Annotated in this window: 13 protein-coding genes; 2 read left to right on the top strand and 11 right to left on the bottom strand. The window is 67.9% G+C overall.

Annotated elements, in window-relative coordinates:
* Window positions 1-209: 209 nt before the first annotated feature.
* From xcpZ to xcpR, 9 genes are read right to left on the bottom strand one after another with little or no spacing between them, the layout of a single operon-like run.
* Complete coding sequence (xcpZ, locus tag FFS27_RS05565) at window positions 210-734, bottom strand: GspM family type II secretion system protein XcpZ (protein WP_003091369.1); 525 nt, start codon at window positions 732-734, stop codon at window positions 210-212.
* A 1-nt stretch (window position 735) separates the two neighbouring features.
* Window positions 736-1,884 (bottom strand): GspL family type II secretion system protein XcpY, encoded by a 1,149-nt coding sequence (gene xcpY, locus FFS27_RS05560; protein ID WP_023100918.1) that lies wholly within the window; start codon window positions 1,882-1,884, stop codon window positions 736-738.
* Window positions 1,881-2,882: a GspK family T2SS minor pseudopilin variant XcpX gene (gene xcpX / locus FFS27_RS05555; RefSeq protein ID WP_021265048.1), complete on the bottom strand. Its 1,002-nt coding sequence runs from the start codon at window positions 2,880-2,882 to the stop codon at window positions 1,881-1,883. Before xcpX ends, xcpY begins: the two co-directional genes overlap by 4 nt.
* Entirely contained in the window at window positions 2,879-3,592 is a 714-nt protein-coding gene (gene xcpW / locus FFS27_RS05550; protein WP_003110067.1) for a GspJ family T2SS minor pseudopilin variant XcpW, read from the bottom strand. The genes xcpX and xcpW overlap by 4 nt, the downstream gene beginning before the upstream one ends.
* Entirely contained in the window at window positions 3,589-3,978 is a 390-nt protein-coding gene (gene xcpV, locus FFS27_RS05545; protein ID WP_003091373.1) for a GspI family T2SS minor pseudopilin variant XcpV, read from the bottom strand. Before xcpV ends, xcpW begins: the two co-directional genes overlap by 4 nt.
* Window positions 3,975-4,493 carry a GspH family T2SS minor pseudopilin variant XcpU gene (gene xcpU / locus FFS27_RS05540; RefSeq protein ID WP_003110066.1) on the bottom strand — a complete coding sequence of 173 codons (519 nt, stop codon included), beginning with the start codon at window positions 4,491-4,493 and terminating at the stop codon, window positions 3,975-3,977. Before xcpU ends, xcpV begins: the two co-directional genes overlap by 4 nt.
* 6 nt (window positions 4,494-4,499) lie before the next feature.
* Window positions 4,500-4,946, bottom strand: a complete 447-nt coding sequence (gene xcpT / locus FFS27_RS05535; protein ID WP_003130409.1) for a GspG family T2SS major pseudopilin variant XcpT — start codon at window positions 4,944-4,946, stop codon at window positions 4,500-4,502.
* Between the two features lie 4 nt (window positions 4,947-4,950).
* Complete coding sequence (gene xcpS, locus FFS27_RS05530; RefSeq protein ID WP_003091376.1) at window positions 4,951-6,168, bottom strand: GspF family T2SS innner membrane protein variant XcpS; 1,218 nt, start codon at window positions 6,166-6,168, stop codon at window positions 4,951-4,953.
* The gene (xcpR, locus tag FFS27_RS05525) at window positions 6,168-7,676 is read right to left on the bottom strand and encodes a GspE family T2SS ATPase variant XcpR (protein ID WP_003091377.1); all 1,509 of its coding nucleotides are present in this window, start codon (window positions 7,674-7,676) and stop codon (window positions 6,168-6,170) included. The genes xcpS and xcpR overlap by 1 nt, the downstream gene beginning before the upstream one ends.
* 219 nt (window positions 7,677-7,895) lie before the next feature.
* On the opposite strand from xcpR, the gene xcpP reads away from it, so the two are divergent.
* Window positions 7,896-8,603, top strand: coding sequence for a type II secretion system protein N (gene xcpP, locus FFS27_RS05520; protein ID WP_003119750.1), 708 nt, complete (start codon window positions 7,896-7,898; stop codon window positions 8,601-8,603).
* Window positions 8,604-8,607: 4 nt separating this feature from the next.
* Window positions 8,608-10,581, top strand: coding sequence for a GspD family T2SS secretin variant XcpQ (gene xcpQ / locus FFS27_RS05515; RefSeq protein WP_009313777.1), 1,974 nt, complete (start codon window positions 8,608-8,610; stop codon window positions 10,579-10,581).
* 94 nt (window positions 10,582-10,675) lie between these two features.
* On the opposite strand, the gene FFS27_RS05510 is transcribed toward xcpQ, so the two are convergent.
* Together FFS27_RS05510 and FFS27_RS05505 are read right to left on the bottom strand one after the other, a co-directional pair.
* The gene (locus FFS27_RS05510; RefSeq protein WP_021265034.1) at window positions 10,676-11,443 is read right to left on the bottom strand and encodes an SDR family oxidoreductase; all 768 of its coding nucleotides are present in this window, start codon (window positions 11,441-11,443) and stop codon (window positions 10,676-10,678) included.
* Window positions 11,440-12,651 carry an O-succinylhomoserine sulfhydrylase gene (locus tag FFS27_RS05505; protein ID WP_021265035.1) on the bottom strand — a complete coding sequence of 404 codons (1,212 nt, stop codon included), beginning with the start codon at window positions 12,649-12,651 and terminating at the stop codon, window positions 11,440-11,442. Before FFS27_RS05505 ends, FFS27_RS05510 begins: the two co-directional genes overlap by 4 nt.
* Window positions 12,652-12,653 lie beyond the last annotated feature (2 nt).

The following is a 12,653-nucleotide window of genomic DNA, read 5'->3' as shown; positions in this document are numbered from 1 at the left end:
GGTGATGACGGGATCGAACCGCCGACCCTCTGCTTGTAAGGCAGATGCTCTCCCAGCTGAGCTAATCACCCTTCACTCTCGAAGTGGGGCGCATTCTACCGACCGAAAAACCTAAGTCAATGCCCTGATTGAATTTTTTTTGAAATTTCGGCGATCGCCTGTCGCCAAGGTCGGCGCCGGGGCCCATGCCGGCCCCAGCCACGGGCCGCTCACTCGACCCGCAGGCTCAGGCGCGCCGAGACCCGGCCGTCGACCTGGCGGTCCAGGCCGGCCTCCGCCACCTGCACGCCCTGCCCGTTCAACTGCTCCAGCCAGGGCAGCAGCTTGGCGAATGGCGCCGGCTGCAGGGCCACCTGCACGGCGCCCTCGCCTTCGTTGTCGAGGCGCTCGACACTCAGTCCGGCCTGGGCCGCCGAAGCCGTGACCATGCCCTGCAGCGCCGCCGGGTCGATCTGCGCCTGTGGCGCCGCGGCATCGGCCTGGCGCACGTTGGGCGCCTGCTGCTGGATGTAGGCATGCAGCGCGCGCTGTTCGGTGAAGTACTGCCGCGCCGACTGCAGATGGCGCTCGGCCGGGCGCCACAGCGCCAGGTAGAGCACCACCAGCAGGAGGAACGCACCGAGCCAGAGCAGCGCCAGGCGGTCCCGCGCCGGCAGCCCGCGCCAGCGGATCGCCAGCTGCGAGGTTTCCGCCTGGGCCCTGAGGCGCTCGTGGAATTGCGTCATCACCTTCATCTCAACCTCCTATCACCAGGCGCGCGCTGACCGTCGAGCCATCGCGGCTGGCCGAACCCAGCTGCACCGCCAACCCGGACTCGCTGAGACGCGAACGCAGCCGTTCCAGCACGTCGAAACCGGGAGCCCGCACCTGGAGGGCGACGTCACCGCGAGCGGCGCTGAAGTCCAGTTGCTCGACGCTCACCGTTGGCTCGCCGCCGATCACCGTGGCGGCCTGGCCAAGCAGGCCGAGCAACTGACCTTCGCCGCCGCTGCTGGCGCTGTCGGCCAGGTGCTGGTCGAACTGCGCGCGCAGGTTGATCAGCTTGCGGTCCTCGGGAAACAACTGGCGGTAGAGCTCTGCGCTCTGCGCCGCGTAGCGGTCGCCTTCGCGCTGCAACTGCCAGGCCTGGACCAGGGTAAAGCCCCATTGCAACACCAGCCACAGCCCGACCAGCCCCAGCAGCGGCCGCCAACGGCGCCACTGGCTGCTCTGCTGGCGCGCGGCGAACTCGGCCTGGGCCAGGTCGGTGCCCAGCGGCTGCTCGCTCAGCCAGACGTGCGGATTGCCCGCCAGGGCCTGGACTTCCACTCCCTCCGGGGGCGCCACCTCCTGCGCGGCGAAGGCCCGCTGCGGCGGCGGGCAACTGTCGCGCAGTACCGGCCAATCCTCGCTGCCGCAGGCCAGGCGTACGGCGCCGCTGCCGCCGAGCAACCAGCGCTCTTCCAGCCAGAACAGGCAACTGCCCTCGCCCGGCAGGCAATCGGCATCGACATGCAGCGAAGCCGGCGCCTTGCCCGCGCCCTCGGCCAGCGCCAGCCAGGCGGCGAGCCAGGTGCGCTGCACGGCGAATACCCGGTGGCGGCCGTCGGCCAGCGCCGGACCAAGGGCAAGGTGCATCTGCTCGACATCGTCGGCCAGTTGTTCCTCCACCGCGAACGGCAGCGACTGGCGCAACCAGCGCGCCTTCTGCGTAGGCAGGTTCACCGCGCAGGCGGTCACCGCCTCCACCGGCAGGTACAGCCGCCAGGGCGCACGGATTTCCGCCAGCGCCTGGGCGAACGGCGCGCGCCGGCACTCGCCATCCTGCACCCACCATACCGCCAGTTCCCCATCGGCCCCCGCCGTGCTGGCGGGCGGCAGGAACAGCGCACTCACTCCACTCATCGCTCGTCCTTCTTCCAATCGTCGCCGCCCGTCGACGGGATGGGCAGGCCGCCCTGCCCCATGTCGCGGGCCATCACGCGTATCTTGCCGTCCTTGCCCCGCTGCAAGGTACTCACCAGCACCTGCCGGCGGTCGCCCAGGCTGACCTCGCTGATCACCTGGAAGTAGCGGGTGCCGACGGCAAAGTTGACGTTACTTGCCTTTGATCCCAACTCGTTCAGGTGCTTGCTGAACTCAGTCTTCTCCTGGAAGCCTTCTCGCCCACGAGCCGCCACGATGTTTTCCGCCTGTCCCGGATCGATCTCGAACATGGCGGCCAGCACCGGCACGCTGGCAGTGTTCACGTTCAGCGGCGCATCTTCGGGCAAGGCGCTGACGAACGGCAGCAGGCGTCGATAGTCGGCTTCCGACAATTTCAGCAGGCGCAGCTCGGACACGTCCTTGAAACTGCGGTTGGCGGCGCGGTAGGCCGGCGCCTCCAGCAGGTACTGGTTGTCCTCGGCGCCTTGCTCGCCCTGCGGATTCTGGTCGGCGTCGAGCCAGTCGGCCAGCCGGTCCGGCAAGCCCTGGACGATCTCTTCCTTCATCCCCAGGGTGGCCAGCAGGCGACGGAACTGCTTCACCGAATCCGGCTTGACCTTGCGCTTGCGCACCAGTCCGTTGAGGTTGAAACGCCCGCTGGGGTCCTCGATCCGCACCCGCAGCTCGCCGCCGTCATCCAGCTTGAACGGCGTCATCGGTCGCGCCCAGGCCTCGCCCAGGTGGTCCACCGGCTCGCGGGTATTCTCGCCGCCCTGGCGCAGGTCGCGGCGCAGCACCGCTTCCGCCAGGCGTTCGCCGCCCAGCGCATAGTGCCAGGCCTGGCGCACGTGCAACTGGTTGGCGCTGCTGCGTATCGCCAACTGCTGGCGGATGATCAGCTCGGCGCAGACGATGGTCACCACCGCCACCACCAGCAGAACGGTAATCAGCGCGACGCCGCTCTGCCCGCGCCTCATTCCGGCGCCCCCGGCATGCCTTCCGGCGGCTGCGGCACCCCGCCCTCGCCGTTCTCGCCATTCTCGCCGCCCGGCTGGCCCTGCGGCTGGTCCTGCTTGAGCGGCGGATCGAGCAGACGCCAGACGCGCACCAGCTTGCCGTAGTGGCGGTGCTCCAGAGTCATCTCCACCGCCAGCGGCAGGCTTTCCAGGCGCTCCTCCTCGCTGCCTTCGTCGGTCGGCCAGTGGCCCTGCCAGTTGTGCTCCTTGTCGAGGAAGCGCCAGCTCAGCGCGGTAACCCCGTCCAGCACCTGCTGCACCCGTGGCTTGCTGTCCTGGGCGCGGTCCAGAACCAGCCAGTAGCGGCGTTCGAGGGTCTCCCCGGACAGCGACCAGCGCACCCGCTGCAGGCGCGAGCGCGCCTGGCCGAGCGGGTTGCGCCAGCCGCCACGGGTGAATTCGACGATCTGGTCGTTCTCGCCCTCGCTGAGGAAGGCGCCACGGTTATCGCCCAGTTCGTCGCGTACCGGACGTTCGACCGCCTGGGTCAGGTCGCGCTCCAGGGCGCCCATCGCCCGCACCAGCTCGCGCATGCGCTGCTCCTGCACGCGAGTCGCCTGGTCGGTCTGCATCACGCTGTCGAACATGCGGTAGGTGGCCAGGGCCAGCAGGGCGAAGATGGCGATGGCGATCAGCAGCTCGAGCAGGGTGAAGCCCCGCTGTAGCCTCATGGCTGGCTCCCGAGGAAACCGACGAGGCGCGCCGCGGCGCGTTCCTCGATGCTGCCACGCTCGCGGCCAAGGGGCTTCGCCGCGACCCAGACGATCACCCGCCGCATATCCTGCTCGGCGGTGCTGTCGACCTGGGTGCGCCACTCCCAGCGGCGCCCGGCGAACTCCAGCTCGCCCTGGTTGCGGCCGCTGGAGGGCGGCGTCTGTTCCAGTTGCAATTCGTTGAGACGGTTGTCGGCGATCCACATCGCCAGGGTCTTGTCTTCCAGTCGCGAGGCGTTCTGCAGGCTGCGCGCGCTGGCACTGAGCACGCTGGCCGCGACCATGGCGAAGATCGCCAGGGCCACCAGCACTTCCAGCAGGGTGAAACCACGCGCGCGCCTCATCGCCGCGCCACCTCGACCCGTGGCAGGCGGAAACCGTCGCTGCTCAGCGACAACGCCCGCCCCTCGGGTCCGCGCTCGGCCAGGCGCAGGCGGAACGGGCTGAGTTCGCCACTGGAAAGGATCAGCAATTGCGGCTGATCGGTGCCTTTCTTCTGCTCCTTCTCGCCCTTGCTGCCGGCCAGCACCAGCGGCTGGCCGTCCAGCTCGAAGGTCAGCTCCGCCCACTCCGGCAGGCGGTGGCTGTCGCGCGCCACCGGCAACCAGCGCGCCTTCGCTTCGTCGTAGCGCAGCACCTGATAGGCATCGCGCTCCAGGCGCAGGCCGTACTCGCGGTTGTCCAGCACGGCCTCGTCGGTCAGCACGCCGATCAGCCCGGCGAGCCGCTCGGCCTCGCTGTCCAGCTCCCGCGAGGTGCTGGCGAAGCCGGTGCTGAGCACCGCCAGGCCGATCAGCACGCTGATGATGACCATCACCACCATCAGCTCGATGAGGGTGAAGCCGCGTGAAGCCTGCATGTCCGGTCAGTTGTCCCAGTTGCCGATTTCGGCGTCGTTGTCGCTGCCGCCTTCCTTGCCGTCGGCGCCCAGCGAATACAGGTCGAACGGGCCCTTGGTGCCCGGCGCCAGGTACTGGTAGGGATTGCCCCACGGGTCGACCGGCAGCTTCTTCAGGTAGCCGTCCTTGTTCCAGTTCTTCGGCTGCGGGTTGCCGGTGGGCTTCTTCACCAGCGCCTCGAGGCCCTGCTGGGTGCTCGGATAGGCGAAGTTGTCCAGCTTGTACATGTCCAGCGCGGCAGCGATGGCCTTGATGTCGCCCTTGGCCACGGTGACCTTGGCCTGGTCGGGACGGCTCATCACCTGCGGCACCACCAGGGCGGCGAGGATGCCGAGGATGACCACCACGACCATGATTTCGATCAGGGTGAAGCCCGACTGTTGGCGACGCTGCAATGGGCGGCTCTGATTCACGCGATTACCCCACGAGTTGGTTGAGAGAAAGGATCGGAAGAAGAATGGCCAGGACGATGACCAGCACCACCGCGCCCATGAATATCAGCATGAACGGTTCGAACAGGCCGACCATCAGGCCGATCTGCGCCGCCAGGTCGTTCTCCTGGTTGCGCGCGGTGCGCGCCAGCATCTGGTCCAGCTCGCCGGAGCGCTCGCCGCTGGCGATCATGTGCAGCATCATCGGCGGGAACTGCCCGGTGGCTTCCAGCGAGCGGGTCAGGCTGGCGCCCTCGCGGACCTTCTGCGCGGCCTTGACCACTTCGTTGCGGATGATCCGGTTGGCGATCACCTCGGCGGCGATCGCCAGCGCCTCCACCAGCGGCACGCCGCTGCGGGTGAGGATCGCCAGGGTCGAGGCGAAGCGCGCGGTGTCGGTGGAACGCACCAGCCGACCAACCAGCGGCACACGCAGCAGGAAGCCATGCCAGCGCTCGCGAAAGGCATCCTTGCGCAGCGCGTAGCGGAAGCCGATCACCCCGCCGATCGCCGCGACGAAGGCCAGTGCGCCCCAGGCCTTGACCCAGTCGCTGACGCCGATCAGCACGCGGGTCAACAGCGGCAGCGTCTGCCCGCTGTCGATGAACACCCGGACCACGTCGGGCACCACGTAGCCCAGCAGGAAGCCGACGATGGCCAGCGAAGCGACCATCAGGATCACCGGATAGAGCAGCGCCAGCTGGATCTTCTGCCGCGACTGCTGGCGCTGCTCGGTGTAGTCGGCAAGTTGCTCCAGCACCGGGCCGAGGTGCCCGGCATGCTCGCCGGCAGCCACCGTCGCCCGGTACAGCTCGGGAAAGGCGGTGGGAAACTCGCGCAGGCTGCCGGCCAGGCTGTGGCCTTCGAGGACCTTGGCGCGCACCGCGAGGAGCATCGACTGGATGCGCTGCGAGGTGGACTGCGCCGCGGCGGCGCGCAGCGCCTCCTCGATCGGCAACGCGGCCTGGACCAGGGTCGCCAGTTGCCGGGTTACCAATGCCAGGTCGCGCGCGGACAGTCCGCGGGCGAACGTCAGGCGCCCGCCCTGCCCGCTCTGCTCGCGGGTACGGGTGGGCTTCACGTCGAGCGGCGCCAATTGGCGCTCGCGCAGCAACTGGCGGACCTGGCGCGCACTGTCCGCCTCCAGCACGCCCTTCTGCTGGCGACCGCTGGGGTCAAGGGCGAGGTATTCGAAGGCGGCCATTATTCTTCCCGGGTCACGCGCAGGACTTCCTCGACCGTGGTGACGCCTTCCAGCACCTTGCGCCGACCGTCGTCGCGGATGCTCGGTCCACTGGTGCGGGCATGCCGGGTCATTTCCTGCTCGGAGGATTCGTTGTGGATCAGCGAGCGCATGTGGTCGTCGAACACCACCAGTTCATAGATACCGGTACGCCCGCGATAGCCATGCTGGTGGCACTCGCCGCAGCCGCGGGCGCGATGCAGGGTCGGCGGCGCGGCGGGATCGACGCCGAGCAGCGCGCACTCGGCCTCGTCGGCGCGGTAGGGCTCCTTGCACGCCGGGCAGAGCACCCGCACCAGGCGCTGGGCCAGCACGCCAAGCATGGAGGAGGACAGCAGGAACGGCTCGATGCCCATGTCCACCAGGCGGGTGATCGCGCCGATGGCGCTGTTGGTGTGCAGGGTCGAGAGCACCAGGTGGCCGGTCAGCGAAGCCTGCACCGCGATCTCGGCGGTCTCCCGGTCGCGGATCTCGCCGACCATCACCACGTCCGGGTCCTGCCGGAGGATCGCGCGCAGGCCTCGGGCGAAGGTCATGTCGACCTTGGCGTTGACCTGGGTCTGGCCGATGCCCTCCAGGTGGTATTCGATCGGATCCTCGACGGTGAGGATGTTCCGCGTGCGGTCGTTGAGCGTGGTCAGGCTGGCGTACAGGGTGGTGGTCTTGCCCGAGCCGGTGGGGCCGGTGACCAGCAGGATGCCGTGCGGCTTGCGCACGGTTTCGTCCATCAGCTTGCGGTCGCGCTCGCTCATGCCCAGGTGTTGCAGGTTCAGGCGCCCGGCCTGCTTGTCGAGCAGACGCAGCACCACTCGTTCGCCGTTGGCCGAGGGCAGGGTCGAGACGCGGATGTCCACCTCGCGCCCGCCGACCCGCAGGGAAATCCGCCCATCCTGGGGAATACGCTTCTCGGCGATGTCCAGCCGCGCCATGACCTTGATCCGCGATACCAGCAGGGCCGCCAGCTCGCGCTTGGGCTCCAGCACCTCGCGCAGCACGCCGTCGACGCGGAAGCGCACCACCAGGCGTTTCTCGAAGGTTTCCAGGTGGATGTCCGAGGCGTTCTCGCGGATCGCCTCGCCGAGGATCGCGTTGATCAGGCGTATGATCGGCGCGTCGTCCTCCTGCTCCATCAGGTCCTCGGTTTCCGGGACCTGGTCGGCCAGCGCGGCGAGGTCCAGGCTGCCGCCGAGGTCCTCGGCGAGCTGCATGGCCGCCGAGGAATCGTGCTGGTAGGAGGCCGCCAGGGCCTGGTTGAAGGCGTCCTCGCCGAGTGCCTTGAGCGGCAGGCGGCGGCCGGCGAAGCGCTGCGCCTCGGCGATCGCCGCCAGCTCCACCTGCGGCCGGCAGGCCAGCCAGTACTGCTCCTCCAGGCACAGGAACAGCAGGCCCTGGCGCTTGGCGAAGCTGAACGGCAGACGCCTTGGCGGTGCGGCCGGCGCGGCGATGTCGGGTAATGGGGCTGTCATCATGGATGCCTTATAGCGGTAACCTTACAGAAGTATCTTGGTCGTATATGACCACTGAACGGTTACCGTCAGTATTGTTAGTTGTTAGTCGTTTTGTGCGGCCGATCCCGAGTTCCTCTTGCAGAAGTATCCTGGCGAGCCGTTATCTTAAGCACAAGCGTGCCTGGCCCGGCCAGTCACACCTATTGATAGAAGTAGGTAGCCTACTGGCAACGAACTGCTATGATCCCTCGGCGATCTTCAGACATAACGATAAAGACCAGGAGTGATGTATTGCCTTTCTCCGGCGCCTCTTCCCGCTGGCTGCAGCGGTACGCCCCGGCCCTTCTGGCTGTTGCCCTGATCATCGCCATGAGCATCAGCCTCGCCTGGCAGGCGGCCGGCTGGTTGCGCCTGCAACGCAGCCCGGTAGCCGTCGCCGCCTCGCCGGTCAGCCACGAGTCGATCCGCAGCGATCCGACCCGCCTGGCGCGCCTCTTCGGCACCAGCGCCCAGGACCCCAACGCCCCGCCACCGGCCACCAACCTCGACCTGGTGCTCAAGGGCAGCTTCGTCCAGAGCGATCCCAAGCTGTCCAGCGCGATCATCCAGCGCCAGGGCGACAAGCCGCACCGCTACGCGGTCGGCGGCGAGATCAGCGACGGCGTGAAGCTGCACGCGGTCTACCGCGACCGCGTCGAACTGCAGCGCGGCGGGCGCCTGGAAAGCCTGCCCTTCCCGCACCGTTCCGGGGGACTGCTGGCCAGCGCGGACGACATTACAAGCGAGAACGACTCGATCGAACAACTGCAAAGCCTGCAGGATGAGAACGCTGCAGCATTGCGCGAGCGCCTGGACGCCTTGCGCCAGCAGATGGAAGCCACGCCCATCGCAGAACCCGCCGAAGAAGACTCGAGCGAGCCCACGACCACGCCTACGGAAAGCGACTGACCCGATGTCCCAGCCTTTGCTCCGCGCCCTGTTTGCCCCTTCCAGTCGTTCGTACGTTCCCGCCGTCCTTCTCAGCCTGGCCCTCGGCATCCAGGCGGCGCACGCCGAAAACAGCGGCGGGAACGCCTTCGTCCCGGCCGGCAACCAGCAGGAGGCGCACTGGACGATCAACCTCAAGGATGCCGACATCCGCGAATTCATCGACCAGATTTCCGAAATCACCGGCGAGACCTTCGTCGTCGACCCGCGGGTCAAGGGCCAGGTCAGCGTGGTCTCCAAGGCCCAGCTCTCGTTGAGCGAGGTCTACCAGTTGTTCCTCTCGGTGATGAGCACCCACGGCTTCACCGTGGTCGCCCAGGGCGACCAGGCGCGCATCGTGCCCAACGCCGAGGCCAAGACCGAGGCCGGCGGCGGCCAGAGCGCGCCGGATCGCCTGGAGACGCGGGTGATCCAGGTGCAGCAGAGCCCGGTATCGGAACTCATCCCGCTGATCCGTCCGCTGGTCCCGCAATATGGCCACCTCGCCGCGGTGCCTTCGGCCAACGCGCTGATCATCAGCGACCGCAGCGCCAATATCGCGCGAATCGAAGACGTGATCCGCCAACTCGACCAGAAGGGCAGCCACGACTACAGCGTGATCAACCTGCGCTACGGCTGGGTGATGGACGCCGCCGAGGTGCTCAACAACGCCATGAGCCGCGGCCAGGCCAAGGGCGCGGCGGGCGCCCAGGTGATCGCCGACGCGCGCACCAACCGCCTGATCATCCTCGGCCCGCCGCAGGCGCGCGCCAAGCTGGTGCAACTGGCGCAGTCGCTGGACACCCCGACCGCGCGCTCGGCCAACACCCGGGTGATCCGCCTGCGCCATAACGACGCCAAGACCCTCGCGGAAACCCTCGGCCAGATCTCCGAAGGCATGAAGAACAACGGCGGCCAGGGCGGCGAACAGACCGGCGGCGGCCGACCGAGCAACATCCTGATCCGTGCCGACGAAAGCACCAATGCGCTGATCCTGCTGGCCGACCCGGATACGGTCAACGCCCTCGAGGACATCGTTCGCCAGCTCGACGTGCCGCGCGCCCAGGTATTGGTGGAAGCGGCCATCGTCGAAATCTCCGGCGACATCCAGGATGCCGTCGGCGTGCAATGGGCGATCAACAAGGGCGGCATGGGCGGGACCAGGACCAACTTCGGCAATACCGGGCTGTCCATCGGCACCCTGCTGCAAGCGCTCAAGGACGACAAGCCGCCGGCGCTTCCCGACGGCGCCATCGTCGGTATCGGCAGCAGCAGCTTCGGCGCGCTGGTCACCGCGCTGTCGGCGAACAGCAAGAGCAACCTGCTGTCGACCCCGAGCCTGCTGACCCTGGACAACCAGAAAGCGGAAATACTGGTCGGTCAGAACGTCCCCTTCAATACCGGCTCCTACACTACCAACAGCGAAGGTTCGAGCAATCCTTTCACCACGGTCGAACGCAAGGACATCGGCGTCAACCTCAAGGTCACCCCGCACATCAACGACGGCGCGGCCCTGCGCCTGGAGATCGAGCAAGAAATCTCCTCCATCGCCCCCAGCGTGCAGCAGGTCAGCAACACCGACATCATCACCAACAAGCGCTCGATCAAGAGCACCATCCTCGCTGAGAACGGCCAGGTCATCGTGCTCGGCGGCCTGATCCAGGACGACGTGGTGCAGGCAGAGTCCAAGGTACCGCTGCTCGGCGACATTCCCTGGCTGGGCAAGCTATTCCGCTCGACCAAGGACACTCACACCAAGCGCAACCTGATGGTCTTCCTGCGCCCGACCGTAGTGCTCGACGGCGCAGGCCTGGCGGCGATTTCCGGGAAGAAGTACAGCGACATCCGCGTGCTCGACGGCCGTCGCAGCCCAGAAGGCCGTGGGAGCATCTTGCCGAGCAGCGCCGGACAATTGTTCGACGGTCAGACCGTCGACCTGCGCGACCTGAAAGCGGAGTAACGTTCCTCAGGCTCTCCTGCGAGACAGCGGAGGACAACAAAAAAGGCGCGGCCCCTTGCGGGTCAGCGCCTTTTTCACATCGACATGGCAACACTCAGTCGAGGTAGACCATTTTCCGGGTCATGCCGCCATCGACCAGGAGTTCCTGGCCGGTGACGAAACCGGCGTCCTCGGAGAGCAGCCAGGCCACCAGCGACGCGACATCCTCCACCGTTCCGACCCGGCCGACCAGGTGTTGGTCGTGGTCCAGCTCGGTCAGCGGCGCAGCCTCGCGCTCGGCGGCCTCGCGGGTATCGATCCAGCCGGGGCTGAGCGCATTGACACGGATCTCCGGGCCCAGGCTGGCGGCCAGGGCATGGGTCAGCGCCAGCAACCCGCCCTTGCTCGCGGCGTAGGCCTCGGAGTCAGGCTCCGACTGGTGGGCACGAGTCGAGGCGATGTTGACGATGGCGCCGTTGTGCGCGCGCAGATAAGGCGTGCAGTACTTGGCCAGCAGCATCGGACCGGTCAGGTTGACCGCCAGGGTGCGGGTCCACTCGCCGAGGCTCAGCGCCTCCAGCGGCGTATTGCGCGGATTGGCGATGGCGGCGTTGCAGACCAGGCCGTCGAGGCGGCCGAACTGACCGAGCACCTCGGCCACGCTCATCGCCACCTGGCCCTCCTGGGCCACGTCCATGGCCACGAACCAGGCGTGCTCGCCCAGCGCCTCGGCCACCCTGGCACCGCGTTCACGGTCGTTGTCGGCCAGCACTACCTGCCAGCCCTCGGCGATCAGCCAGGCACTGATGCCCAGGCCAATGCCCCGGGCCGCCCCGGTGACCAGGGCGACCTTGCCGTTGCCTCGCAGGTTGGGTTCGATCACAGCGCGGCCAGCCCCCGGGCCATGTCGGCCTTGAGGTCGTCGAGGTCTTCCAGGCCGACCGCGACCCGGATCAGGCTGTCGCCGATCCCGGCGCGCGCGCGGTCCTCGGGGGACAGCCGACCGTGGGAGGTGGTCGCCGGGTGGGCGATGGTGGTCTTGGTGTCGCCCAGGTTGGTGGTGATCGAGACCATCCGGGTGGCGTCGATGAAGCGCCAGGCGGCATCGCGCCCGCCCTTCACGTCGAAGCTGACGACCGCGCCGAAGCCACTCTGCTGGCGCCGAGCCAACTCATGCTGAGGATGGCTCTGCAGGCCCGCGTAGTAGACCCGCTCGATGCCCGGCTGGTGCTCCAGCCATTCGGCCAGGGCCAGGGCACTGGCGCTGTGCGCCTGCATGCGGATACGCAGGGTTTCCAGGCCCTTGAGGAACAGCCAGGCGTTGAACGGGCTGAGGGTCGGTCCGGCGGTGCGGAGAAAGCCGACCACTTCCTTCATCTGCTCGCCGCGACCGGCGACCACCCCGCCCATGCCCCGGCCCTGGCCGTCGATGTACTTGGTCGCGGAGTGGATCACCACGTCCGCACCGAGCTTCAACGGCTGTTGCAGCGCCGGCGTGCAGAAGCAGTTGTCCACCGCCAGCAGTGCGCCCTTGGCGTGGGCGATCTCGGCCAGCGCGGCGATATCCACCAGCTCGGCCAGCGGGTTGGATGGCGACTCGACGAAGAACAGCTTGGTATTCGGCTTGCACGCCGCCTCCCAGGCCGCGAGATCGCTCAACGGCGGATAGTCGACCTGGATGCCGAAGCGCTTGAAGTACTTGTCGAACAGGCTGATGGTCGAGCCGAACACGCTGCGCGAGACCAGCACGTGGTCGCCGGAGCTGCACAGGCTCATCACCAGGGCGAGGATCGCCGACATGCCCGACGCCGTGGCCACCGCCTGCTCGGCTCCTTCGAGGGCGGCGATGCGCTCCTCGAAGGTGCGTACCGTGGGGTTGGTGTAGCGCGAATAGACGTTGCCCGGCACTTCGCCGGCGAACCGCGCGGCCGCGTCGGCGGCGGTGCGGAAGACGTAGCTGGAAGTGGTGAACAGCGCCTCGCCGTGCTCGCCCTCCGGCGTCCGCCGTTGCCCGGCGCGAACCGCCAGGGTGTCGAAGGCCGCGCCTTCCAGGTCGCTGTCGAGACGCCCGGCATCCCAGTCCTGAGTCATGC

This window comes from Pseudomonas sp. 2VD (assembly GCF_005503585.1).
GTDB lineage: Bacteria > Pseudomonadota > Gammaproteobacteria > Pseudomonadales > Pseudomonadaceae > Pseudomonas > Pseudomonas aeruginosa.
This window is presented reverse-complemented; position numbering and strand designations above follow the sequence as displayed.